We start from the raw sequence: 24592 nt of genomic DNA on the forward strand, positions 1-24592 counted from the left end.
CATCACTTTAAAACAACGAAGTAAGTCAAACAACAATATAATGGTTTCTTAGCTCAGTTGGTAGAGCAATGGATTGAAAATCCATGTGTCCCTGGTTCGATTCCTGGAGAAACCACTTGAAAACCTCTGATTAGTCAGAGGTTTTTTTGTTTTATCTTTCATCACTCATTCACGAATATTTTGGATCAGGTACAGACATGGAGGCAAAAAAGTAATAAATAAAGATAATCCTCAAACCTTATAGGTTTATCAACATATGCATTATAAAACCTATAAGGTTTCTACAAAGCTTCTCCTCAAAACTTAGAGAGAAATATTTTTTTATTAGTGATAACATCAGGTTAAAAGTACTGGAATGAGCAGAGATTAAAGACCAGACAGATTAGAAATAAAGTTCCCGCAGGGGCGACAAAGAATATTTATACAACGTATGAATAAGATAAACAAAGGCGTAAACTTAGCAAAGTAATATAAGACTTGTATCCAAAATTTCTTCGGAAAGTTTTCAGACAGAAAAATATTTTAATTTAAAAGCCTGTTACTGTAATCCTTAAGGATTCCACCTGAATATATTATTAAAAAACATTAAAAAATCCTTGTGAGATATTATAAAATGTACTACTTTTGCATCACTTTAAAACAACGAAGTAAGTTAAACAACAATATAATGGTTTCTTAGCTCAGTTGGTAGAGCAATGGATTGAAAATCCATGTGTCCCTGGTTCGATTCCTGGAGAAACCACTTGAAAACCTCTGATTAGTCAGAGGTTTTTTTGTTTTTCAGTGATATAAACTCAACACGTTAAACCTCATTAAAGCATTAATAATCAAACTTGAAATTCATTATTAACATTTTAACAAAATAAGCAAAAAGTTAAATTTTGTTAAATGTTATAAATGTAAGGTTTATATTACTAGTTTTATATCCGTCAATAGTGACATAAATAAAAAAACTTTTAACACATGAAAAATTTAGAAAAACTGGAGAGCTTCCAGTTAGAGAATGAGAAATTGCTTAATGTTTTCGGAGGTGAAGGAGGACCTGCAAAACCTTCTTTTGACCTTGGCGTTACTTCTACAGGAGGAGGAGAAACATCAGAACAGAATTGGCCAAGCCCGGGCTATTGTACTACAATCAAATATACATCCGATACAATGGTTGCCAATGGACAATATATTTATCACAATCAAACGATAGTATACCAGGGACCAAACTAAAATAAAAAATTCAGGAGAAGTATCTCTGATACTTCTCCTGTTTTAATTACTTTCCCATGAAACTATTCATCACCTTTTTCTTTTTATGCATAGGTTCGTTCACCTACTCCCAAACACAGGAACTTACCAATAAAAAACTGATTCTCTACTACGAAATTATCAATAAGGCAGAAAACAAAATTGTCAGCAATAAATTAGACAGCGCTCTTATTTTATACAAAAAAGCATTTAAAGCTTTTGACCGTCCTCATGCAAAGGATCTTTATAACAGTATGCAAACCGCGTTAAAAATAAAGGACACAGATTATGCTTTCAGACAATATCGCTCTTTAAAGTGCCTTGATTATCCATTTGAAGACCAGTTTTTAACTCAATATTTTCCTGATCACAAAAAAACTGATGATGTACACTGTACAGTATCATTAAACCAATCCTACAAAAAGTCTCTTGATTCTTTATTTACAATAGATCAGTATTACCGAAAGCTTTCTGGAGGAGACTATGCCAAATACCAGAAAGAAATTACAAAAAATGACAGTATTGCATCTGTAAGACTGTTAAAGCTTATCCAACAAAAAGGATTTCCTAATGAATACGACTTAGGCTTACAATCTGCGGGTAAGGATTTTTTCCATCAGTTTTATTTTATTATCTGGCACCAGACTTCCAGCAACAAGCTAAAACCTCAGCAGGTCAATTTTTCCAATGAACTGATAAAAGCTTTAAATCAAGGCAAAATTACTCCTGACACCACTGCTTTTCTACTTGATCTGAATAACAGTACCAACAATTATACCTCCCGACATTTTGACATCATTGAGTTTATTAAAAACGAAGGAGATCCGGCAAGACCTCATGATAATATAACTGAAAATTTAAAAAAAGCTGACTGCTGCTATGTCCATCAGTGGTTCTATCCGAAAAACAGGGGAGAACAAGGAAATATTTTAGTTAATCCCATTAATGAAAACAGAAAAAAACTGGGTATGAGCAATCTTGATGATAACCTTAAAAAGAAAGTTTTCACTCTACGTCACAAAGATTTTATTCTTCCCCAGGCCCAAATTGTAGGCATGAGTTTCCAGACAGCAGAAGATGCTAAAAAAATAAAAAAATTCTTATTAAATTTAAATGATTCTCATCATTAGTGCAGATAACGATACCATGACAGATGCAGTCTGCGTCTGGTTGTCCCGGTTAGAAAAACAATTTGTCCGTCTTAACGAAAATCAAATCATTGAAGCGGTTTCTTTTGATTTCAAAAATTCTCTTTTTACAGTAAAAATCGACGGACTGAAATACGATCTGAAAAATTTTCAATCGGTTTTTTACAGAAACGGATCATTGGTATATGGTGGATTTACCGGAGAAATAGATGAACAGCTTCTCTCTTTTTTTAATTCGGAGCTTCATGTTATAACGCAGTTCATTTATTATTTTCTGAATATATCAGAAGCAAGAATATATGGAAATCTTACTACAAAAGAAGTGAATAAGCTGGAAGTCCTTCATATTGCTCAGACTTTGAATTTTAAAATCCCTGATACTTACATCTATTCTCAGCTTCAAAATATCCTTAACCTTGATCCTTCAGGAAAGTATATTACAAAATCAGTAGCGGAAATGGCTCATATCTTTCATGAAGGTGAGCTGTATATGAATTATACAAAAGAAATTAATATTAGTGAAATATATTCCAGGCAGGATAATATTATTCCTACCCTGATTCAGGAAAGAATAGAAAAGGATTATGAAATAAGAGTGTTTTTTTTCGGAAATAAAATATGGGCTATTGCAACATTTGAATTTTCGGAAGAAATTGATATCAGAAATACCTCTAACAGCGATAAAAAATATCTTCCGATCAATCTTCCTTCAGACCTGAAGAAAAAGATCAAGCAGCTTGCCAAAAAATTAAAGATCAATTGCGGAACGATTGATTTATTGAAATCAAAAGAGGATTATTATTTTTTAGAGGTTAATCCTGTCGGACAATTTCACACAGTCAGCCTTTACGGCAATTATCAGATAGAAAAATATATTGCAGATTTACTATGAAAAAACTACAGATAAAAGGTACTGAATTTACTTTACAGGAATGGAAAAAATGTGGCGATGTAAAAAAAGTCACGTATTCTTCCAATAAAGATATTAAAAGCAGCAATACTAAGATTTTCCGTTCTGTAAAACATTATTCATTATTACACTGATCTATGTTTTTAAAATTATATCATTCTGTAAAAATTACTGCCGGAGCTAAACAGGCAATCATATACGATACAGCTTCAGGTTTTTTAAGAATAATCCCCAAAGGGCTTTTTAATCTGATTGCCAATGAACGGACCGATTACAGTTCACTGAGGAAAGAGATGGACCCGGAAGATCTGCCGATTCTCAATGATTATCTGAACTTTATTATCACTCATAAGCTAGGCTTCACCGTAAAAGACAAAAAAGAACTGGGAAATTTTAGAAGTAATTCTTCTTTTAAGGAAAATCCAACCCTCATTGAGTATATTATTATTGATATTTCCGATCCTGTTCTACTGAATAAGCAGCTGGCTGGCCAGATCAATGATTTACAAATCAAATTTCTGGAAATCAGAATCATAAAAGAGATCAATACAGCCAATATTAAACGGATTATTTCAAAACTTACTTTGTTTGATAATTCTTCTCTACATGAAATTTCAATTGTTGCAAAATATAGTTCTGAATTAGTTGATAGTATAAAGCAAGGAAATATTCATACCAATAAACTGATCAGATTTACGTTGTATTCTTCTGATCTGGACAAAGAGGAAACTTTTGGTCCGGTTATTTTAAGCCTGATCAGACAGGATATAGCTATTCCCACCAGTTGCGGATGCATTAATGCTAAAAATTTCAACTTAAATTATCATTTTAGCTTAGAATCTAAAGCTCATAACTCCTGTCTGTACAAAAAAATTTCAATTGACCAAAATGGATATATACGGAATTGCCCATCCATGCCTGAAAGTTTTGGAAACATCAAAAATACCTTACTAAAGAACGCTGCCAACACTCCTGATTTAAAAAAATACTGGAATCTTACAAAGGATAAGATCGAAATATGTAAGGACTGCGAGTTCAGGGATATCTGCACAGACTGCAGAGCATATACAGAACGAACCCATACAGACCGTAACGGACTAGATATTTCCAAACCTTTAAAATGTGGTTACAATCCCTATACCGGTGAATGGGAAGCATGGAGCACCAATCCTTTAAAACAAAATGCCATAAAGTATTATGAAATGCAGGAATTCACCACAGATGTTTCCTGACCGTAATACCATAAATAGATTTAATTGCCGGTTTACCGTTTTAAAAACTCCAGCACAATACTATTGAACAATACAGAATTTTCATCGGGTAAAAAATGGTTTTCCCTTTTTACGATTTTCAATTCTGAATGAGGTATATTTTGAGCGATCAATTGGGTATGTTTTTCCAGAATAAGATCTTTTTCCCCAGCCATCACTAAAGTTTCCGCTTTTATTTTGGAGAGCTCAGATGCGGGGATATTGGGTTCCTTCAGAATCATTTCTAAAAGTTTTATAGTTGTCCTGTTCTTAGGATCGTTTTGTTTTTTGAGCCGGTCGATATCTTTTCGGGTCTGGGAAAGAATTTTGGAGGTAACAGCTTCCTCAGACGAGTTAAGATTGGCGCCCATCAGCACCAGTTTATGTACTTTTTCCGGCTGCTCCATGGCATAGAGCATTCCGGTGATGGCTCCGTCACTCCATCCTACAATACTGACTTTCTGAAGCTGAAGCTGGCGGATTATTTCTTCCAGGTCTTTTTCAAAAATCTGGTAGTTGAAAGATTCAGTGTCATTATCTGTACTCTTCCCCTGCCCTCTTGTATCAATGGCAATTACCTGATAGTATTTTGCGAATTCCGGAATCTGGTTCTTAAATGTGTTGATAGAATCACCATTCCCATGAAGCAGCAGAAAAGGTTCTCCCTGTCCGTATATTTCACAGTAAATCTTTTTACCGTCTGGCATGGTTATGTACTTTCCCTTAACCGGATTGTAACCGTAATAGGTTTCATAATGAAAGGTATTGTTCCGGGAATCAAACATAAGGGCATTATTATCTCCTAATTTTACAATAGAAGCCTTTATATGATCATTTTTATTTAAAGAGACTGTGTTTTTATAAGCTTTTAAAACTTTTTTCACCTCATCAGTCTCCTCAAAACCAGAGTTTTCCATCGGAATACTGATCCAGCCGCTCTGAGACTGAATGCTTAATTTGAGGTTATCGAAGTAAAATTTACCGTTTCCGAAAGCCAGCAGATAAAGCCAGATTAATTTTGACTGCGGATCAATTTTACCTTCTATGGTAATGGTTTTCCAGTTTTTATTTTCTGTGGATGGAGAAATTCTGTTCTGTGCTGCCGTATGATTCAGCAGATCAAATTTTTCTTTTCCCACCTGTACTGTATTAATCCCTATTTCTGTTATTTCATCATAGTTTTCACATCTGATGTCTGCACTGAACCGGTAATTTTTTCCACTCCATTCCGATACGTTGATTTCTCTTATTAAAGCGACTTCATTGCTGTTCTTTCTGCTTTGTGCCAATATGACATTTATATTAAGAATTAACAGTAAAACAGTACTGAAAATTTTCATCTGATTCATCATCCGGTATTTTATATAATGACATTCTTTTGATCTCTACTGGTTATGCTCCATTGGAAAAACGTATTGCTCTTTCCAGCACTTCATCTTTCTTATCCAGAATGCCTTGAACCGTAGGCTTTACTTCTATATCAGGCACAATTCCGATTCTCTGGGTTTCTGTTCCATCCAGATTATACATTCCAATTCCGGTAAAAATTGTTTTGATATTCCCCGGCAGTGAGATAGTTGCTGTTACATTGCCGTCTGCTCCGGCTGTCTGACTTCCGATGATCGTTGTATTGGGCCCTGCACGGAATGCCATAAGGCTCATTTCTGCAAAACTCTGGGTAGTCTCGTTACACAGAACAATCAATTTTCCTTTGTAATAATCGGGAGTATCTTTGCCTATTTTGACATTACTCATATATTCATTACTTAAATAGCTGAACTGTCCAGGCGTTACAACATTACCTTTGGTCATTCTGCAGAAGTCTTTCGGCTTATCAAAAAGATAGTCTCCGATTTTCATGAGAAACATGGTTTCTTTCGGATAGGTTCTCATATCGATAATAATGGCTTTGGCTTTTATGGCTTTCTGCATAATTCCGTCAAGATCTTTTACATCCAGTCTTCCAGGATGAATATAAGCGATATCATTTTCCACCATTTTGAAGGCAGGTTCTCCCTGATTTTCTTCAATAAGAGATTTTTCCAGAGGAAGTGTTGTTACTTTAATCGTTTTTAAAGTACCGGATCTTTTCACTCCTACTTCAATCTGAGGATCATTGGTTCTTAAAAGACTTACTGCAACTTTTGACAGGCGGACAGGTTCATTAGAGCCAGATGCATAGGGCAGCTGTTCCTTAAGCAGCGTTTCAACGGCCTTCTGGTTCACAGATACAATTTCATCGCCCTGAAGGAGTTCATTTTTATTTCCGTTCTTTTCTTCAAGACTTTCGGAAACCACCGGTCTGTTACCCACAAATACCAGATTCACGGCAGGTCTCATTTTACCATATTGTTCATATAAGGGAGGAGTTGTCCATATTGACAATATCGCATGTGAATCCTGTATTTCTGCAACCATAGAAGCTACTGCAAGTTTGTAACTCATTTCATTTTCTGCTTCTGCAAATTTTGGAATCAGCTCTATCAATGTTTTATCCCAGCTTTTTTCAAGAGTGTTTTTATACGGATAAAAATATTCTATCATATTCCAGTATCTGTACAGGCTCAGCAGTCTGAAACCCGCATCGGGATATTTGAACTGAGCATAAGCCGCTTCATTCTGAAAATAAGGAATAGGCATATCCTCTGAATATATTTTAACGTAATGATTTTCCGGCTTTCTCTCTGCCCTGGAAATATTCATCAGCGACTCACTAAGATCTTTACCTAATGATTTGCTGATCCATTGTAAATCCGGTTTGTATCTTACTTCTGAATTTTCTTTTACGTCTGTTCTTTTGGAGAAATCCCCAAGAGATGCTGTCCAGGTAAGAAGAATCTTATTTCTTTCTGATTCATTTTTAGCTGAAAGAATTCCGGGCATTACCTTAAAAAGTTCATAATCCCAATTGAGTGTCCCTGAATTGGCTTTCGGATGATAATATTTCAGAAAGCCCCACACTTTTCCAAGAACTGCAAGATCTCTGATCTGAGTTCCGGATAGCTTCTGAACGGATACGGATGAACCTTTATCAAAAGTATGATCTGTAGAAATATCTGTTCCCTTAGCAGTCTGGGCAAAACTAAAAATACTGAACAGAAACAGTAAGAGGGTAAGAAAAAAATTTATCATAGCGCAATAATTTTAAAATGGCCGGAACTAACCGGTGTTCATCAAAATTATTCTGTATTCAGCTGATAAAATTGTAAAAATGGAAACTAATCCGGGAAAAACCAGTTCACCGATCCTTCATTCAGTGATTTATTTCCTTTAAAGAACTGTTTGGGAGACATTCCTGTCAGTTTCTGAAAATCTTTAATAAGATGAGACTGATCATAGAATAAGTTGTCATAGGTAAGATGGGTAAGATTTCTGGATGATGTAAAACTTTGCAATGCTTTTCTGAACCGAAAAATTTTACGGAATTCAGAGGGTGTTTTACAAAGGTGCTTCGTGAACATCCGGGCCAGGTACTGCCTGCTTAATCCCATTTTATCTGCAATTTCAGAGATATCCAGATCTGTTTTATTGAGCATATCCAATGCATTTTCGAGCTGTGAAAAGTCTTTATCCCGAAACTTCCGCAGCCAATACGCTTCAATTTTCTCCTGTAAAACAGTCTCATCCGTTTCATCAAGAATCTCTGAAATAAAGGCTTTAAAATCCTCTTCATAATCAAAAAACTGAAGCCCTCCCCGTTGAAGGCCGCTTAAATCTTTGTCAACAAAATGATTAAAACCAAGAGGATAAAAACAAAACGATATTTCTCTGACTCCTGATTCGTAGGTTCCAATGAGAGGTTTCTGAAAGGCAATAGCAACCGTAGAAACAACAGATTCCCCAGGTGAATTTGAATAGTGGATTTTATTAGATTCTATATGCAACCGAACATTATGGTATATAGAAACGACACAGTGATTGGAAGGAAAAACAATATATTCTGTCTGAGCATCTGCTGTTCCGCTTTCAAAAATATAAAATCCTTCCAGATATTTTTTCAACAACTCATCTTTCGTTTTTATAAACCTGAAATTCATTTTTATCCTATTACCTGTCCTATTTTAATCTTAGAAGTCTTTTTTAAATTTAAGAATTTATTTTTAATGAATATTATTCTTAACATGATGATATTAGATTTATAAAATTTAAGTGAAAAAAATTTGTGGTTAAATTATTTCCTACGAATGCCACGGATTTTACAGATGTTTGCGGATATTTTTCTTCTGAATTTTATGAATTTATTGTATAGGAAGCCAGATGAATGATTTTATTATTTAGGCGGACTAAAGTCCGCCTCTATTGAATAAATTCTGCATTTTTTGTATTCTCTGATCCAGCATTCTATGGTAAAAAGCAAATAAAATATGTTAAAAATTAATTTGTAAATTGGCTCAGGTTAATTAACCTCCTAAAAACTAATCACTTTAACCGTATGAAAAAATCAAACCTGCTTTTCACTTTGCTTTTACTGATATTTCCTTTATTGATTTTCTCTCAGGCAAAGGATAATCCCGAACTTCAGAAAATGGCAGACGATGATCAGAATGCAAGAAAGGCTGCGAATATTGACTGGTCTGTTCTGAGTAAGGAAGACAGCGACCGAAGAGCCAGAATTCTTATTCTCATGAAGGAAGGCAAAGTGCAGACCGCTAAAGATTATTTCAATTCCGGAATTGTTTTTCAACACGGAAACGACAGTATTTCTTCAGGAATGGCTGTTAAAAGTTTCGGGCAGGCCCTGAAAATGGACCCTACCCTGAACCGCTGGTGGTATGCCGCTGCCGTAGACAGAGACCTGATGCGCAGAAACCAGCCACAGATCTACGGAACCCAGTTCTATAAAGATCATACAACTAATGGAAAATGGGCACGCTATAAAATCGATCCTTCTCAGATTACCGATGAACAGAGAAAATATTACAGTGTTGAAACCCTGAAAGAACAGGAGGAAAAGGAGAGAAAAATGAATCTCATCTCCCTGAATGAAGCCTATAACAACGAAAAATCCATTGACAAGCTGATTCCGTTTATAAAGTCAGAATATAAGAAAGGACTTGCATCAAAATATAATATGGGTGAGGGAGAAATCAACAGTTTTGGCTATCAGCTGGCCAGAGAAAAGAAAATGGATGATGCCCTGAAAATATTCAGACTGAATATAGAACTTTACCCTAATGCCTGGAACACCTATGACAGCTATGGTGAAAACCTTTTGATAGTTGGCAAAAAGAAGGAAGCCCTGGAAAATTATAAAAAATCCCTGGAGCTTAATCCTGATAATGAGAATGCGAAAAAAGTGCTGGGGAAATAGGGTTTGAAAGGAAGCTGGAAGAGGGAGGATGGAAGTTACTAGCGGTTTGTGTTGTAATGATGATTTTTTATGGGAACTTTCTTACAATGTGAGATTATTTCTCATGACACGGATGCCCCTGCTATTTGTTTTCAAAATCAGATTCCGTATCCAGCAGATGCTCAGGCAGCAGGTTTCCATTCTGGTAATAGCTTATATCTTCGGATATGGTACGCTGTAATTTATAAAAACCTTGAAGCGAAAAGTAATCCCAATCCTGTTCTGAATCGTAAGCTCTTTGGTCTATCGCAACCTCCAATAAGCCGTTCTCATCATACAGGCAACGAACAGCTTGGTATTTCTTACCATTTTCATCTGTATCGTACCAATATTTTACCGTCCTATCATGTATAGGAAGATGAGTCTTATTATCTAATGTCTGAATACAGATATGATGGGCATTAGGGTCATCAGCATTGTAAACGACTTTACCGACTAAGGGAATATGATTTCCACGGATATATCCTTTACTGGTATCCACGATAAAATTCTCTATTACCACTCTTTTTACAATATCAAATCTTTCTGATTTACTGCTCAGTGTATGGAGAACTTCTGCTTCATTTTCACCATCATAGATGTAATACTCAATACATTCAATTTCATCATTATTGATAACATGCTCTTCTTTAAAGGGAAGATTATATAATCCATCAATCCACCTGATTTTAAAATTTTTAAGCCGAAGAGCTTCCTGTTCTGTGATTTTTTCACCCCAAATGGGATAATATTCTTTGATCATTTTCTAGTTTTTTTATGTGATAATCATTCTTCAAGGAGATGAAGCAGATACCCGGGCAGCAGATCACTATTTTTGTAATAACTTAAATCGGTTGAGTTCTTATCCTGCAGGAGCTGAAAATGATCCCGGTCATAATAATTCCAGTCCTGTTCATCTGAGTTATAGGGCATTTCTATGGCTTCCCGCAATAAACCGTTTTCATCGTAAAGAAACTCTATGGCTTCATACCGTTCTCCGTTTCTACTTGTTTTATAACAGTATTTCCGGGTTCTGAACGGTATAGGAAGACGGGTTTGTGCATCCAGTACATGAATACAGATATAGTTGTCATTAGGATCATCCGTTGTATATACTGTTTTTGAAATTAAGGCTCCGTTTCCGTTGGTAAGGGAATAATCTTTATTGACATCCACCACAAAATCTTCTGCCATTATTCTTTTTTTAATCTGAAACTGTTCCGATTTACGGCTCAGATGATCGAAAACTTCCGCTTCACTCTCATCGTGAGCAATAAAGTACTGAATGAAATCCGGCTTACCATTGATAATATGCTCCTCTTCTTTGAACGGAAGATCTGATAAATGTTCTGACCACCTGATCATAAACTCTGTATGTTCAAGGGCTTCCTGTTCTGTGATCTTTTCACCTGAAAGACCGTAATATTCTTTAATCATATAATTTATTCTACTCTGTTTATACCACCGGAGACTCCGGTAATATCGGATACAATGAATGATAATAAGGATGCGCATTCCAGAAATCCCCGCCAAAGAGTTCTATAAAGTCTTCAACATTCATGGTATGGATTTCTCCGGTAGTTTCATTGACATCTTTGATGTAAGTAACAAACCGACTGATGCGCTCATCAAACTCATAGGTAAACCTGAGCTCCAGATCCAGCAATCCGTTTTCAGTATCTATATCGGTTCCATAATAGTATTTTGAAGAACAGTACGCCGAATGCCGCATTACCTCCTCCGTCTGTACATCGAAATTAATCTTTGAAACCATTCTTCCCCGGCTGTCATAAACAATCCTGCTTCTGAATCTTAAAACCCCTTCTTTGTTATAATCTCTGGCGTCCCACATTTCAAATCCGTGTGCTGTCTGTTGATTTAAATAGACGGTCAGGGAATGATTTTCAGTTTCACCCGTATACTGCCGGATAATATCCGTTTCACTTTCCGAAGGATCCAGATAATATTCGCACCAGGTACGTGTTGTTCCCGGCTTTGACATAAAAATGATATTTTCAGTCTTTTTCAGCCTTCCGGTAATGTCATCATAGGTATGAATGGTTCCTCCTTTCGTTCTGTCGAATTCCTGTTCCGTCACCATCTGTCCGTCTGAGTTTTTATATCCGGTCATATCACTTCAATATTATTTTCTGCAAAATAGTCTATTCATGTCATCATGATTTGTTTTTTAATGGGGATACCATTTCTGATAATACCGGATCCTGCTGATCACATAGGATTGAAGTGTTCCTCCTGCTCTTTCATAATATTTTTCCTTAGTAGGATCATTTACCATCTGGTTGACAGGCGGATCATCTCCTTCATCCAGAAATACAAATACAGGAAGACCATGAGAAACCAGATCGATGAAAAAGAATGGCCGCTCTATGGTAAGATCATACAAATCTTTCAGCTCTTCTCTTTCTTCAGCTTGCAGTTCTTCCTGGCTGTCATAAATGTTATAATCCAATGCATGACAGAAATTTCCGGCCAGTAATAGAAGTTCCTTTAAAGCGACAGGAAATAAGCGTCCGTCATTGTACTGTTTTTCCAGATTTTCTATTTCTGCATCGCTTATTCCTTTATTGGTAAAGGAATCTGCTGTGTGGTGATCTTTTAAAAACTGTAAATATTTCATTCTTTCTGCTCTTTGTCAATTACTCTTGAAATTCAGTTTAATCAAAATACTTCCATTTCAGATCCATTTCATAATCTTTGTGGGGCCAGGTTCTTTCCAGCATCTGGATAAGAGCATCCATTACGCGGATTAATTCTGCGGTTGGAAAGGGTTTCTTGTCAAGAATATATTTCAGGGTAAGATCATCCGTAGGAATGCTCATTAATTCTTCTACGGAGATAAGGTCTCCTTTATTTTGCAGTGTTGTCTTCACATTATCCAGGATCTGTATCATGGCCTGTTCGTCTGCCGGTGAACTGACTTTATCAAACAGGCTGAAATACATATGACCTCCGCTGTATCCATTGATATGAAATTTTGTATCCTCCAGCAGATCAGATTTATTCGGGATAAGATGTTCAGGTTTTTCCATTTCCTGAACAATATAATGCAGTACCAGCTGCATCATCGTTTCCGCGATCCAGAATCCTTTATCTTTTTCGTATTCTACAAGTGTTTGTCCCATGATATTTAGTAAGGAAAAGTATGTTATTTTTTACATTTACCGTATTCTGAAATGACGTGGAGCAGGTTTTCTTCGTTCTTAAGATCCAGGCTTTCTTTTTTCAGCTGATCGGAAAGGCTTTTACAGTCTTTGAGATAATCGGCCAGCTTTTCAGAAAGTTTGTCGTTGGATCTGTTATCGAGCATCTGCCCTTTAGGCTGAAGGTCTGTTTTGATGACATATTTGTGAAGCTCAACAGGATCCTGAAGCAGCATAATTCTATTTTCTCTGGCAACAAGTCTGTAGAAATAGGCATTATTTCCATGCATACTTCCATAATTCTGAAGTTTTTTCATGAACTCTCCTTTCACATCCAGTCCGTAATAACATTCTTCATTTCCGTTCGGGGAAACACAGAAGTGAACGCCTGAATCTGCATCATAGACTTTCGTAGCCATGCTTCTCATTCCTGGAAGCTGTTTTTTCAAAGTTACTCTTTGCCCGAACAGATCGGCTCCACCTTCGGGAAGTTTCTGGCCGGTTCTTTCCGTATCCAGCATTTCAAACCAGATGGTGATCATTCCTTCTGTTTTTTACCGGATTTTTCGACTAAATATCCTGGTACATCGTATAAATTGATGCTCCTGTTAATGGCATCATCCACTTTAGCCTGCTGAAGTTCTTCATTTTTATAATAAGCCTGATGTTCCAGTGTATATCCTTCTATGAAGAGATTGGCTATAAACTCACTCACAAAAGCATAATCTGAAGACGCATAAGATCGGGAAGCTGTAAAGGTGAATTCATTATTATCAAAAGTTCTTACCGCATAGGTTTTCATGCCCTGGGTCTGATACATCGTTGCTACTTTAATACCATCAAGATCACTTACCTCCAGACATGGCCCTGTATTATTGAACCCAACGCAGTTATATGCTCTGGAGTAACCAATGATCTTAGCCGGATAAGATCCGTTATTGATCAGGATCTCTCCTTTTGATCCCAGTCTAGGATTATAGAGGTTTCTGATATTATCCAGTCTGCTTTTTCTTTCATTATCTTCTGCAATACTGCTTGTTTTTGCTTTCAGGTATTTGTCGCCAAGATTTTCCCTTGGGGTTGTAAAGAATGTTTCCAGTTCAGCTTTATCAAAACCATTTTCATTGAAAAGCTTATATTTTACAGCCAGTTGATGAGCAACAATACGATCCGGTTTAAAAGAAGTAATGAGCACTTCATAAGGAATCTGCGTGGTCTTTCCATCTGCCGATTTCATATCCAGATAGTAGAGAATTTCTTCTTTGGCCAGGGAAACTCCTTTCAGATCGGCATCAAAAACCTTTTCATTGGCTAAGGTATAAAACTCAAAATGATCGCGGTAAGGTGATTTCAGAATGCCTATTTCTTTTTCATTGAACTGGATTTTGTCTTTCTTCAGCTGGATTTTCTGTGAAAACAGCAGGGAAGAAAACAACAGGACTGCCAGCAAGTACATTCTCATAATTTCATGTTAGTTTTAGGAGGAGAAAAATACGAAAAATATTGGATAAGGACGGAAGATGGATGCAGGAAGATGGAAGTTATGAAAGTCTGGAAAACAGATGGCTGTTTTTTATTTTCATGTTGGATGATGTTCTGCAGGAGGCCAAGAAAAAGTACTCCGCGGAACAGTAACTTCCAGCTACCCTCTTCTGGCTTCCTTTCCCTAAGAATTAAGCCAGTTCAGGCATTCCGCAATCTGCGGCTTACTGATAAATATTTCCGTATTGACTTCCGGTTCCGGGGAAAGCTTCAGCTCTACTTTCTGACTTGAATGTTTGATGATTTCGGTAACCGCTTTTTTGTTGATGATGAATTTGCGGTTCACTTTGAAGAAAACCTGCGGGTTCAGCTTCTGGATGATATCTTTAATGGTATCATCGAAAATATAGGTCTGATGATCCATCGTGGTGAGAAAAAGGTATTTTCCCGAAGCAAAAAAATACGCAGTATTGTGCTCGTGTATTGATTTGAGTTTATTTCCTTCTCTTACCATAAAACGTTTCATCATTTCTGAGCTGCCATCCTGCTGTAATGCTGAGACGGATTTCAGGAGAGGTTCGGGATCAAAATTATTTCTGATTGAAATGAATTTCTGTAAAGCTTTATGTAAGTCTTCCTCTTCAAAAGGTTTCAAAAGGTAATCTATGGTAAAATGCCTGAAAACCCTCATCGCATATTCATCAAAAGCTGTTATGAAAATGATCGGCGTGAAAAGTTCCACATGCTCGAAAATTTCAAGGCTCATCCCGTCTCCCAAATGGATATCCATAAAGACAAGATCTGCAGAATCTTTACTGAAAAAGTCTATTGCCTGTTTTTTTGAGCGAAGAATAACGGTCTCTGTGACAGGAACGATGTTCTGTTTATCCAAAAGGTTTTTCAGATAATTAACAGCCAGGAGCTCATCTTCTATAATGGCAATTTTCATAACGGTACAAAAGTACAAAAAAACCGCTAGAACGTTTAAGCTCCAGCGGTTTCAGGGGATGTTAATATGAAATGTTATAAGTTGGGGTTATTCTTCTTTGCACTCATCGGATATTCTATGGTATATCTCGGGTCATTCTGCTGAAGAATATACTCTTTACCGCTCACGGTATGTTTTATTTCTTTCTGATTGGCTCTTCTTAAATCAAACCAACGGTGTCCTTCTGCGGTAAATTCTCTGAATCTTTCATCCTGGATGAAATTCATAAATTCTGCAGCATTCATCGGGGTTATTGTATTCTGAACAGAGGTATAGCCATCCGGAGTATATCTGTTTTTGGCCACTTTAAGAAGGGTTTGCTTAGCTTCATCAAGTTTATTCAGTTTTAATAATGCTTCGGATTTAATAAAATACAATTCAGACGTTCTGAAAGACACTTTAAAATCTGCAGTTCCTTTTTTGATGATTTTATACTTATCATTCTTCTTTTCAAAATAAATTCCGAATCTTTTGTCTGCAGCCGTATTAAATTTTGAAATCAATTCCGGAGAAGCATATGATAAGTTTCCGGCAGCATCGTCAAACACAGCATCCAAAGCCATGATCGCTTCTGCTGAAGCGTAATGATTGGGTAAGGTATTGGTTGTATTCAAATCCGTAAGACTTCCTTTCATTAACAAAGCCTGCTCTGAATATTGTAACGCCTTATTCCAGTCACTCTGATAAAGGGCTATTCTTGCCTGAAGAGCATTCACTGATATCTTTGAAAATCTATAGCTGATATCTAAAGGCTGCTTCTCTGCCACCATTAAGTCCTCCGCTTTTTCCATATCCGCATGAACCTGATTGTAAACTTCCTGAACGGTAGAAGGCTTCAGGACTGCTTCCAGATCAATTTCCAGACTTAGCGGAACTCCTCTGTCTGTAGATGCAGTAGCGTTATTGTATGGTTTTCCGTATAAATTAACCATATCAAAATAGGTATAGGCACGCAATGCATACGCTTCTGCCAGAATCTGCTGTTTTTCAGGAGAATCTGCCATTGTCTTGCTTCCTTCGTTGATGATCTGGTTCAGATAGAATACCACGGAGTAAAACTTCACCCAGGGAAACTCCATCGTTGCTGCATCGTTGTTGGTGTCTTTCCACATGGCAATTTCACGGTATACATTGAATTCATTCAACGTTTCATCCAGATAAGTTTCATCTGTACGAAGGGCTGTCAGAGATTTATGACTCGGATATTTGGCATAGGCTGAGGTAAGTACTTTTCTGTAATCCTCAACAGTCACCGGAATCACTTTTCCTTCAGGCTGAATATCTAAAAATCGATCGCATCCTATGCTGGTAAAGCTGATCAATGCCAATGCGATACATGCTGTTATTTTTTTCATTTTTTTCAAGTTTTAAAAAGAAACATTAAATCCTACGGTAACTGATTTAGGAATAGGCTGTGCATAAATATTACCATAGGTTTCCGGATCAAAATACCCTTTATACCCATTACTGAATACGAACAGGTTGCGGCCTTCAACACTCAATCTCAGACTGCTGATGCCCATAGGAGCGGTAAATTCTTTAGGAAGCGTATACCCTAAACGGATGCTGCTTATTCTTATATAGCTGATCTCTTTAGCCCAGATATCAAGCAGACCGTAGGCATTGGAAGGATTGCTCGTCAGCCATTTATTCCCCATCCAGCCGGGATTGTTTTCCATTTCGGAGCCTGTAATTCCCGGAAGTGTTGTTCCTGCTTCGTAGACATCTTTTGTATAATTTCTACCTCTATCCAGTTCCATTCCCCGGTAAGAAGGTGATCTCATTACCGTCTGCTTGAAGTTGAAAGCTGCAGAAACGGTAAAGTCAAAATTATGGATTTTAAAGGTGTTGATAATACCTCCTGTAAACTTTGGATCTCTATCCCCGATATAGGTAAAAAGGCTTCTCATTTCTGCCTGTGAAAGCTTAGAATCTACAAGCTGGCCCGGAAGAAATTCTTCATATACATCATAAAGCTTGAAGAAATCTGCGATTTTTACTCTTTCATTTCCTTTCCAGAACATCGGGTTTCCGTATTCATCCATTCCTGCTGTTTTCAATGCAAAAACAGCATTCACAGGAAGACCTTCTCTGGATGGAAGGAAAGCATTATCACGAGGCTGCTCGCTAAGAACTTCACTCTTATTATGCGCGAAATTAATCGTAGTTGACCATTTAAAGTTATCCTTATTGATGTTTCTTGTGGATAAAGCCAGTTCAAAACCTTTATTGGTAAGGCTTCCCCAGTTCATCATCGTATAATTGAATCCGGTTTCAAGCGGTGTTTCTTTCATACTGATCATATCTGTCCCTTTTCTGCTGTAGACATCTAAGGTAAGGTTGATGCGGTTCTGGAATACGCCCAGATCCAGCCCAAGGTTTACATTGGTTGTTTTTTCCCAGCGAAGTTTATCATTCGGAGGGCTGATCACGTTAATCACATCTTCTTTTCCGCCCGGCAGAATGGTAGCATTATTATATTCCCCAATAAAGAATGGTGATGTATTTCGGTCAATATTTCCCTGTAAACCGTAGGATGCTCTTAATCTAAGGTTAGAAATGGCATTCAGATTCTTCATGAAATTTTCCTTCGATACCAGCCATGATCCTGAAACCGCCCAAATCGGCAGGTATTTGTACTTTTTATTAACTCCGAATAAATTAGTTCCATCATATCTTACACTTCCGAAGAAGGTATATTTCTGGTCAAAAGTATAGGATGCAGTCGCAAACATAGAAGCATAGGCGTTTTCTGCGACAGGCATTTCACGGTACGTTTCATATTTTTTATCTGCTGCAAAGTTAGAATTCGGAAAAATGATCGGAACACCTGTTTTGGTAAGACTGTCAAAACCGAAAGCTCTTGTAACCGTAGTATTGTCTTTCGTTTTACGGATTTCTGTTCCGGCCATCACATCAATTTCATGTACCGAGTTGATCTTTGTGCTGTAGGTTCCCTGAAGTTTCCAGTTGTATTGGAAAAACTCATTATCCCAGTTTTGTTTTACCCCTCCTTTAGGCAGGAAATATTGGAAGGCACCATCTTTATAATAACGGGTTCCCTCTCTCATCTTTCTGGTATAATAGGTATTTTCAGCAGCAAACTTCTCCGTTTTATTGGTGTCATACTGAAGACCTAACTGTGACGTGAACCTCAGGCTTTTTGAAACTTTATACTCAAGATCCAATATACCTTTCAAGGAATGATTTTTAAGGGTGTAATCCGTATTTTCTCTTTCCTCAAGGAAGTTAAAAGGAACATATTGATCTGCATAACCATCTATATCCCGGTCATATCTGTAGCTACCATCCGGATTGTAAGGTGTCAGATAAGGATTGGCATTTCTTGAATAATTAATGGGGCTGGCCGCCGCATCAGCATCCGTCATGAACGATGAACGCTCACTCTGTGTCCCGAAAATAGAGATTCCTGCATTTAACTTATCGCTTAATTTATAATTGTTCTTTAAGGTAAGGTTATACCGTTTAAAACCTGTACCGATAGTTGTTCCTTCTTCATCAAAATACCCTAGTGAGAAATAGTAATCTGAACGGTCACTTCCTCCGGAAACACTCAGTCCATACTGCTTATTGATTGCATTTCTGTATAGCAATTTTCCCCAGTCTGTGTTGCTGTTTCTCAGACCATCAAGCTGCTGGCGTGTCATAGAATTCAACGCATCCAAACCACCGCTTCTGAAAGCATCAAGCTGGTTATTTTTAGTTAAAATTCTCATGACTTCCCCTTTATCAGCACGGTAAGTAAGGTCAGTACGTTTGGCAAGCATTAACTCAAAGTCTACTTTTTCAGAAGCGTTCAGAAGATTTAGCTTGTCAAAGTCAGGGCGAGATGTAATAAAGGTATCTGCTGAAAAATTCACTTTCATGCTTCCTTTTTTCCCTTTTTTCGTTGTAATGGAAATCACCCCGTTAGCCGCTCTTGCTCCATAGATGGCAGTGGCGGCCGCATCTTTAAGAATAGTGATATCCTCAATATCATTAGGATTCAGGCCTGCAATAGAAAAGTTCTGAAGCTGATCGATATTATCTTTATCGCTGAAATTGGGAACATCGTTTCCCTCCAGCGGAAGTCCGTCAATTACCCATAACGGATCCTGCGGACCGGACAAAGAAGCCGTTCCACGAATTCTGATCTTTGCAGGACCTCCCGGAGATCCTGTTTCAGGAGTCACCACTACCCCGGCAATCTGCCCGGCCAGCATCTGGTCAACACTGGCAACCCCGGACTGGCTGATCGCGTCCATCTTCACTGTAGAAACCGCTGAGGTCTGCTTACGTTTTTCAATCTTCTGATATCCGGTAATAATTACTTCCTGAATTTTATTTTTTTCAGAAACTTCACCCGCCGGCGCTAATGAAATATTATAGTTGGTCTGGTCTTCATCAATCTGAATCAGTCTGGATTCATAGCCAAGATAGCTCACCAATACCGACTTGGTATCGGTAGGAATTTCTAAAGTAAAATTTCCGTTTTTATCTGTAACGGTACCAATGGAAACACTTTCAATGATCCCATCCTGATTGGTTTTGGAAGAAACAGATTGTGTTTCAATTTTAATGGATGCTCCTGCAATGATTTGTGAAGTACTGCCATCCTGAACTTTACCTGTAATCGTTTTCTTTTGCTGCGCCAGCGCAATATTAGCAGCCAAAAGAGGTAAAAGTATTAGAGTTTTTTTCATTTCCGATTATTTATTTAAAGCCTCTTCAATACGAATAATTAAGTCTGTGTAATGAGCTCTTGAAGCATCATCTCCTTTATATCTGGTCCTGTTCAGCAGATCCAGCACTTTCTGTAGTTCCGCTCTCTTGTAAGTGGTTACTTCAGATACTCTTTTCATGGATGAATAATTAATATTCCTAAGATTTTGATCTTCACCATGGAAATTACAGATGAGCGGCATATTCAGCGTTTGGTCTGTCTTCAATGCCTTTACTGCTGTTTTTTCAAATAATTTATTGACAGAAACAATCAGTGCATCTACATAGTTCTTCTGTGTCATCTTTTCAAGAATAGTCAGTGTTCCTTTTTTCCTGAAAATGGCAGTTCTTATCTGGTCAAATAGATTCTCAACGGTATAGATTTGTTCTTTTGATCCTGAAACTTCATGCTTCAGTTCATTTTCAAGCATTCTGAGCAGCCTGTCATCCATCAACAGAGCATAAATATTGGCATACTGCATTCCTCTTGCCAGCGTATAAGGCGTCTGTTCGAAAGGTCCCATCGGAGAATTCTTCACAGGATATGTTTTTTCTGAAATCGGATTAAAGAACAGCCATTCCGGAAGGTTGATGGCATTTTTCACAAGATAATCAACTGCTCTCTTCTGAGTCTCGGCAGGAACTGCTTCATACGCTTTTTTCTTATTCCCGAAAACCGTATTGTTCAGATAAATTCCTCCTACATTTGCCATTACATGACCTGTATACAAGTCCCACTGCCCGATCGCTCCCAAATACAGCTTACCTGCATCCGTATACTCTTTACCATCTTCATAAGTCCATTGTAAAAGATTATTGATAACAATTTTCAGGTTTTTCAATCCATATTCACTGGCTTTCATCGCATCATCACCAAGGTCTTCAGACTGCGAACGCGGATCAATAGTCTCCAGATAGCTTTGCTGTTCACCATAGAAATACAATGGATCATCCTGATGCTTTTCGATTAAGTTTCTGATGGCTTTTTTCTCGGAAAACTCATCTGGATACCAGCGGTAACCCCATTCTATAGCGTATTTATCATAAATTCCGATTTTTGGAGTGATCGCGGTAACGCCATCTTCCGGCTGTGCTACGTAATTGTAACGGGCATAATCCATGATAGAAGGAGCTGTTCCTCCCATTTTATCAGTAAACTCTTTTGAACGGAGCGATTCTACAGGAAATGCAAATGAAGATCCCATATTATGCTTTAATCCGAACGTATGCCCCACTTCATGAGACGATACAAAACGGATCGCTTCCCCCATATATTCGTCACTGAATTTATTTCCTCTCGCTTTCGGATCTATTGGTCCTATCTGAATTCTCATCCATTCCTGAAGAGAAGTCATTACATTATGCCACCAGATGATATCCGCTTCAATAATCTCCCCACTTCTCGGGTCTACCACCGAAGGTCCCATTGCATTTGACTTAGGAGAAGCAGCATACGTGATTACCGAATATCTTACGTCATCAATGTCAAAATCTTCATCTTTTTCATCCGGCATTTTAGCAATGACCGCGTTTTTAAAACCTGCCTGCTCAAAGGCTGCCTGCCAGTCATGCACTCCTGCTATGATTTTTTCACGCCATTGTTTTGGTGTTGCGGGATCGATATAATAAACGATCTGTTTTTTCGGCTCTACTAACTCTCCCCTCAGATATTTTTCTTTGTCTTCATCTTTAGGTTCTAAATTCCATCTGGTAATGAAGAATTTCTCATCCATTTTTTGCTGACGGTCATTGAATGCCCAATGCTTTTCACTAAAGAAACCGACTCTCTGATCGGAGACTCTTGGTTTCATAGGGATTTTGGAAAGCAACACAAGATTAGTGGTCACCCCCAATGTCACAGGCAGATCTACCCCACCTTCATTCACAGAAGTGGTCAACTGGGATTTCACCACAAGATTCTGAGGAAAGGTTTTCACTCCTTCGATATAGGAAAGGTTTGATTTCACAGATCCTCCTAACCCCACATTGGCCAGCACATCATTGAAACTCTTCTGATTACCATCAAAAACCTTATTGACTTTGATCGCTACCGAAGTAGAGTCATTGTTCTGGGCCTCAATATCAAAAACCTCAATCACAGATTCTGAAAAGTTATCTTTTACAGATTTTGTGATCGCGTCGTTTTTAGGAGATGATACTTTTACGTCTGAGGTTTTCACCCAAACTTTTTTGGCTACATTATCACGGTGAAAAGAGATGATCTTGTTTTCATAGTTCATTCCCTTATTTAATCCCGCCTCATTCACCTGCATCGGTACCTGAGACAGTTTATTCACCACCAGGAACTGACGTCCCATAAGGCTGTCTGGAATTTCAAAATAAACATCCGTTTTTACCTGAATGGTATTAAAAAGCCCTTTTTTGAAGGTTCCTTTTTTAATCAGGTCTTCAATTTTTTTTGTTTTCTTTGAAGAAACATCGGTTTTCTCCGTTTTTTCTTTATCTGTTTTTACAGAATCTTTTTTCTGTGCCAGTACTGCCGGCGATGCCATAGCAAGTCCCAGATACAGAGCCAGTCTGTAGTTCTTCATTAAAATAGTCCGATTCATTCCAAATAGTAGATTTAGCCGGCAAAGCTATAAGGTAAAGCAATATTATATATAGTGTTAGGGAGTGAAAGGTAGTTTTTCGGGAGTGAATGGATTTTTATTTTCACTTCATTAAAGGCAAAAAACATACGAAATATTCACCATCAACTGAAATATTAAGAGAATTAATCCTAAAATAATCATAAATTTGATTCAAATAATCAATCCCAAACTTTTCTCCCTCTACGGGCTCTGTTTTCGGCTGCCAAGTATTCTTTACAATAACCGCCTCTTCTTCAACGATAATCATGATTTCCAGAGGATGATCTATGGTAGCTATATTATGTTTTATCGCATTCTCCGTTACGATCTGAAGGGATAAATAAGGAATCTTTTTTTCTAAGCTTTCCGGAGCATTAATCTTCAGTTCAAAAGTCAGCTCTTCTTCAAACCTGCTTTTCAAAAGTTCCATATACTGCCGGATAAAATTAATTTCCTGCTCAACGGGAACCCTGTTTTCTTTTGGAGGCACAATAAGATACCTGTAGATCCTGGAAAGGTTCATGGTGAATTTCTGTGCGCTATCTTTATTAATCCCGATCAGCATATACAGGGAATTCAATGAATTGAAAAGAAAATGCGGATTGATATTATTTTTCAGCTGCCGAAGCTGGTTCAACACTTCTGCTTTATGCATTTTCTCATTTTCAATCAGCAGCAGGTTTTTTTCAGACTGTATTTTTTCTTTTTCCTTATAGGCTATCCTAACAGATCTCTGAAACAGAATAAACACAGTGACAATAAGAAACAATGCCGCCAGGAAAATATAGGTGGTATAAGCTTTTACCTTATAAATATTTTCATCGATGATGAAGTTAACATGATTAACAACGGTGTATCCTTCAAAATTATCTGTTTTCAACGGCTTGATAAACCGGGTTACTTCTACTCCAAGGTATTCTGAAATGGCAGTTCCCTGAGTATATCCAGATTTAGCCGTACTACACAAAGTATCTTTAGGTTTAATATCTGTAAATTCAAAAATACTTTTCCCAAGATATTTCTTCTCAGGATGGGTAATACAGATGCCTTCTTTTGTAAAAACATAAGCATACGTATTAGAATTTTTATCTACATTGATAAAGTACTGATGGAGATCATCTAAACTCACTGCAGAGCCATAATACAGCCTGTTTTTACCTGTCAGCGCAAGAGAATCATAGCTTATCCAGTACATGCTGTCTTTACGGGTGACCAGAAGGTCTTTAAAATGCCCGGGTCTGTTGGTTTTTATGGTAATGGATCGGTCTGCATTGTCCGCTTTTCTGAAAATATCCGTTAAAGGACTATTGGTCTCTGGCTTTCTTGTACTGTTGTTATCATAATAATACCAGCTGTAGGCCAGAAGGTTCCGTTTTTTGTTCAGGTCATTCAGAACAGAAGAATAATCTTTATAGTTTTTCAGCCCGTCTTTCTGAATCAGCGCACGGAGCAGATATTGATAATCTTCAATATTTTTGAATTCGTTTTCTACGGACTCGTATTTCCGGACAAAGGTTTTTCTGGCAAAATCTTCAGTATTTTTCCGGCTATCTCTGGTAATTAAAAAGCTGAGAACAGCAAGAGCTGTTACCGCAATAATACAGGCTGACAATACCGCGATGTAAACTGATTTTTGAGAGAGCGCTTGTTTAAAGTTAATGTTCAATTTCTTCTGCATTGCTATTTTCTTTAAAAGAAATCCGGGTGAAATTTTATCCCTTTTTAGTATTTCTTTTACAGATAATTAATTCGTTTGCAAAAATATAACAAAGATC

22 protein-coding genes and 2 tRNA genes are annotated in these 24592 nt (G+C 37.4%); 9 read left to right on the top strand and 15 right to left on the bottom strand.

All coding sequences use genetic code 11. The features are described from left to right. Positions 1 to 42: 42 nt before the first annotated feature. The 7 genes from J2Y40_RS07340 (at position 43) to gwsS (ending at position 4526) form a co-directional block, all read left to right on the top strand. Positions 43 to 115, top strand: a tRNA-Phe gene (locus J2Y40_RS07340). Positions 116 to 669: 554 nt separating this feature from the next. Then, positions 670 to 742: transfer RNA gene (locus J2Y40_RS07345), tRNA-Phe, on the top strand. Positions 743 to 963: 221 nt separating this feature from the next. Next, a complete protein-coding gene (locus tag J2Y40_RS07350) occupies positions 964 to 1218 on the top strand; it encodes a hypothetical protein (protein WP_153399176.1) in 255 nt (84 codons plus the stop codon). Between the two features lie 56 nt (positions 1219 to 1274). Further along, the gene (locus J2Y40_RS07355; protein ID WP_309998102.1) at positions 1275 to 2366 is read left to right on the top strand and encodes a hypothetical protein; all 1092 of its coding nucleotides are present in this window, start codon (positions 1275 to 1277) and stop codon (positions 2364 to 2366) included. Continuing rightward, positions 2350 to 3276 (top strand): hypothetical protein, encoded by a 927-nt coding sequence (locus tag J2Y40_RS07360; RefSeq protein WP_309998104.1) that lies wholly within the window; start codon positions 2350 to 2352, stop codon positions 3274 to 3276. Before J2Y40_RS07355 ends, J2Y40_RS07360 begins: the two co-directional genes overlap by 17 nt. After that, entirely contained in the window at positions 3273 to 3428 is a 156-nt protein-coding gene (locus tag J2Y40_RS07365; protein ID WP_153399170.1) for a hypothetical protein, read from the top strand. Before J2Y40_RS07360 ends, J2Y40_RS07365 begins: the two co-directional genes overlap by 4 nt. Before the next feature lie 3 nt (positions 3429 to 3431). After that, positions 3432 to 4526 (top strand): grasp-with-spasm system SPASM domain peptide maturase, encoded by a 1095-nt coding sequence (gene gwsS, locus J2Y40_RS07370; RefSeq protein ID WP_153399168.1) that lies wholly within the window; start codon positions 3432 to 3434, stop codon positions 4524 to 4526. 32 nt (positions 4527 to 4558) lie between these two features. Here the strand turns inward: gwsS and J2Y40_RS07375 are convergent, their stop codons facing one another. From J2Y40_RS07375 to J2Y40_RS07385, 3 genes are all read right to left on the bottom strand, one after another. After that, positions 4559 to 5893: an alpha/beta hydrolase gene (locus J2Y40_RS07375; protein ID WP_309998106.1), complete on the bottom strand. Its 1335-nt coding sequence runs from the start codon at positions 5891 to 5893 to the stop codon at positions 4559 to 4561. 43 nt (positions 5894 to 5936) lie between these two features. Further along, a complete protein-coding gene (locus J2Y40_RS07380; RefSeq protein ID WP_153399164.1) occupies positions 5937 to 7676 on the bottom strand; it encodes a S41 family peptidase in 1740 nt (579 codons plus the stop codon). 86 nt (positions 7677 to 7762) lie between these two features. After that, positions 7763 to 8581 (bottom strand): helix-turn-helix domain-containing protein, encoded by an 819-nt coding sequence (locus J2Y40_RS07385; protein WP_309998109.1) that lies wholly within the window; start codon positions 8579 to 8581, stop codon positions 7763 to 7765. Positions 8582 to 8976: 395 nt separating this feature from the next. Between J2Y40_RS07385 and J2Y40_RS07390 the strand changes: the two genes are divergently transcribed. Beyond that, positions 8977 to 9855, top strand: coding sequence for a tetratricopeptide repeat protein (locus J2Y40_RS07390; RefSeq protein WP_153399160.1), 879 nt, complete (start codon positions 8977 to 8979; stop codon positions 9853 to 9855). 121 nt (positions 9856 to 9976) lie between these two features. Here J2Y40_RS07390 and J2Y40_RS07395 read toward each other — a convergent pair whose 3' ends face one another. Genes J2Y40_RS07395 through J2Y40_RS07425 form a run of 7 tightly spaced genes read right to left on the bottom strand, consistent with a single transcriptional unit; the run spans position 9977 to position 14496 of the window. Continuing rightward, entirely contained in the window at positions 9977 to 10636 is a 660-nt protein-coding gene (locus tag J2Y40_RS07395; protein WP_153399158.1) for a hypothetical protein, read from the bottom strand. 23 nt (positions 10637 to 10659) lie between these two features. Then, on the bottom strand, positions 10660 to 11310 hold the full coding sequence (locus J2Y40_RS07400; RefSeq protein ID WP_153399156.1) for a hypothetical protein: 651 nt from the start codon (positions 11308 to 11310) through the stop codon (positions 10660 to 10662). 19 nt (positions 11311 to 11329) lie between these two features. Then, positions 11330 to 12004: a hypothetical protein gene (locus J2Y40_RS07405; RefSeq protein ID WP_153399154.1), complete on the bottom strand. Its 675-nt coding sequence runs from the start codon at positions 12002 to 12004 to the stop codon at positions 11330 to 11332. 57 nt (positions 12005 to 12061) lie between these two features. Then, positions 12062 to 12511, bottom strand: a complete 450-nt coding sequence (locus J2Y40_RS07410; RefSeq protein ID WP_153399152.1) for a hypothetical protein — start codon at positions 12509 to 12511, stop codon at positions 12062 to 12064. 37 nt (positions 12512 to 12548) lie between these two features. Beyond that, on the bottom strand, positions 12549 to 13016 hold the full coding sequence (locus J2Y40_RS07415; protein WP_153399150.1) for a hypothetical protein: 468 nt from the start codon (positions 13014 to 13016) through the stop codon (positions 12549 to 12551). Positions 13017 to 13039: 23 nt separating this feature from the next. Continuing rightward, positions 13040 to 13576, bottom strand: a complete 537-nt coding sequence (locus tag J2Y40_RS07420; RefSeq protein WP_153399148.1) for a hypothetical protein — start codon at positions 13574 to 13576, stop codon at positions 13040 to 13042. After that, positions 13573 to 14496 (bottom strand): hypothetical protein, encoded by a 924-nt coding sequence (locus J2Y40_RS07425; RefSeq protein WP_153399145.1) that lies wholly within the window; start codon positions 14494 to 14496, stop codon positions 13573 to 13575. The genes J2Y40_RS07420 and J2Y40_RS07425 overlap by 4 nt, the downstream gene beginning before the upstream one ends. A 41-nt stretch (positions 14497 to 14537) precedes the next feature. Here J2Y40_RS07425 and J2Y40_RS07430 point away from each other — a divergent pair, with 41 nt between their 5' ends. Continuing rightward, on the top strand, positions 14538 to 14669 hold the full coding sequence (locus J2Y40_RS07430) for a hypothetical protein (RefSeq protein WP_262885786.1): 132 nt from the start codon (positions 14538 to 14540) through the stop codon (positions 14667 to 14669). A 31-nt stretch (positions 14670 to 14700) separates the two neighbouring features. Here the strand turns inward: J2Y40_RS07430 and J2Y40_RS07435 are convergent, their stop codons facing one another. The 5 genes from J2Y40_RS07435 to J2Y40_RS07455 form a co-directional block, all read right to left on the bottom strand. Further along, a complete protein-coding gene (locus J2Y40_RS07435; RefSeq protein ID WP_309998115.1) occupies positions 14701 to 15465 on the bottom strand; it encodes a LytTR family DNA-binding domain-containing protein in 765 nt (254 codons plus the stop codon). A gap of 74 nt (positions 15466 to 15539) precedes the next feature. After that, positions 15540 to 16859 (bottom strand): RagB/SusD family nutrient uptake outer membrane protein, encoded by a 1320-nt coding sequence (locus J2Y40_RS07440; RefSeq protein WP_153399140.1) that lies wholly within the window; start codon positions 16857 to 16859, stop codon positions 15540 to 15542. 12 nt (positions 16860 to 16871) lie between these two features. After that, positions 16872 to 20207 carry a SusC/RagA family TonB-linked outer membrane protein gene (locus J2Y40_RS07445; RefSeq protein WP_309998118.1) on the bottom strand — a complete coding sequence of 1112 codons (3336 nt, stop codon included), beginning with the start codon at positions 20205 to 20207 and terminating at the stop codon, positions 16872 to 16874. 6 nt (positions 20208 to 20213) lie between these two features. Then, complete coding sequence (locus tag J2Y40_RS07450; RefSeq protein ID WP_153399134.1) at positions 20214 to 22796, bottom strand: zinc-dependent metalloprotease; 2583 nt, start codon at positions 22794 to 22796, stop codon at positions 20214 to 20216. Between the two features lie 103 nt (positions 22797 to 22899). Beyond that, positions 22900 to 24495, bottom strand: coding sequence for a histidine kinase (locus tag J2Y40_RS07455; RefSeq protein ID WP_309998120.1), 1596 nt, complete (start codon positions 24493 to 24495; stop codon positions 22900 to 22902). Positions 24496 to 24592: the final 97 nt, after the last annotated feature.

The sequence above is a fragment of the Chryseobacterium sp. 2987 genome, from assembly GCF_031456375.1.
Taxonomy (GTDB): domain Bacteria; phylum Bacteroidota; class Bacteroidia; order Flavobacteriales; family Weeksellaceae; genus Chryseobacterium; species Chryseobacterium vaccae.

What these genes read in the sequence shown, in the direction of transcription:
- J2Y40_RS07350 (WP_153399176.1), top strand. Translation starts at nt 964, where the DNA reads ATGAAAAATTTAGAAAAACTGGAGAGCTTCCAGTTAGAGAATGAGAAA.
- J2Y40_RS07355 (WP_309998102.1), top strand. Translation starts at nt 1,275, where the DNA reads ATGAAACTATTCATCACCTTTTTCTTTTTATGCATAGGTTCGTTCACC.
- J2Y40_RS07360 (WP_309998104.1), top strand. Translation starts at nt 2,350, where the DNA reads ATGATTCTCATCATTAGTGCAGATAACGATACCATGACAGATGCAGTC.
- J2Y40_RS07365 (WP_153399170.1), top strand. Translation starts at nt 3,273, where the DNA reads ATGAAAAAACTACAGATAAAAGGTACTGAATTTACTTTACAGGAATGG.
- gwsS (WP_153399168.1), top strand. Translation starts at nt 3,432, where the DNA reads ATGTTTTTAAAATTATATCATTCTGTAAAAATTACTGCCGGAGCTAAA.
- J2Y40_RS07375 (WP_309998106.1), bottom strand. Translation starts at nt 5,893, where the DNA reads ATGAATCAGATGAAAATTTTCAGTACTGTTTTACTGTTAATTCTTAAT.
- J2Y40_RS07380 (WP_153399164.1), bottom strand. Translation starts at nt 7,676, where the DNA reads ATGATAAATTTTTTTCTTACCCTCTTACTGTTTCTGTTCAGTATTTTT.
- J2Y40_RS07385 (WP_309998109.1), bottom strand. Translation starts at nt 8,581, where the DNA reads ATGAATTTCAGGTTTATAAAAACGAAAGATGAGTTGTTGAAAAAATAT.
- J2Y40_RS07390 (WP_153399160.1), top strand. Translation starts at nt 8,977, where the DNA reads ATGAAAAAATCAAACCTGCTTTTCACTTTGCTTTTACTGATATTTCCT.
- J2Y40_RS07395 (WP_153399158.1), bottom strand. Translation starts at nt 10,636, where the DNA reads ATGATCAAAGAATATTATCCCATTTGGGGTGAAAAAATCACAGAACAG.
- J2Y40_RS07400 (WP_153399156.1), bottom strand. Translation starts at nt 11,310, where the DNA reads ATGATTAAAGAATATTACGGTCTTTCAGGTGAAAAGATCACAGAACAG.
- J2Y40_RS07405 (WP_153399154.1), bottom strand. Translation starts at nt 12,004, where the DNA reads ATGACCGGATATAAAAACTCAGACGGACAGATGGTGACGGAACAGGAA.
- J2Y40_RS07410 (WP_153399152.1), bottom strand. Translation starts at nt 12,511, where the DNA reads ATGAAATATTTACAGTTTTTAAAAGATCACCACACAGCAGATTCCTTT.
- J2Y40_RS07415 (WP_153399150.1), bottom strand. Translation starts at nt 13,016, where the DNA reads ATGGGACAAACACTTGTAGAATACGAAAAAGATAAAGGATTCTGGATC.
- J2Y40_RS07420 (WP_153399148.1), bottom strand. Translation starts at nt 13,576, where the DNA reads ATGATCACCATCTGGTTTGAAATGCTGGATACGGAAAGAACCGGCCAG.
- J2Y40_RS07425 (WP_153399145.1), bottom strand. Translation starts at nt 14,496, where the DNA reads ATGAGAATGTACTTGCTGGCAGTCCTGTTGTTTTCTTCCCTGCTGTTT.
- J2Y40_RS07435 (WP_309998115.1), bottom strand. Translation starts at nt 15,465, where the DNA reads ATGAAAATTGCCATTATAGAAGATGAGCTCCTGGCTGTTAATTATCTG.
- J2Y40_RS07440 (WP_153399140.1), bottom strand. Translation starts at nt 16,859, where the DNA reads ATGAAAAAAATAACAGCATGTATCGCATTGGCATTGATCAGCTTTACC.
- J2Y40_RS07445 (WP_309998118.1), bottom strand. Translation starts at nt 20,207, where the DNA reads ATGAAAAAAACTCTAATACTTTTACCTCTTTTGGCTGCTAATATTGCG.
- J2Y40_RS07450 (WP_153399134.1), bottom strand. Translation starts at nt 22,796, where the DNA reads ATGAATCGGACTATTTTAATGAAGAACTACAGACTGGCTCTGTATCTG.
- J2Y40_RS07455 (WP_309998120.1), bottom strand. Translation starts at nt 24,495, where the DNA reads ATGCAGAAGAAATTGAACATTAACTTTAAACAAGCGCTCTCTCAAAAA.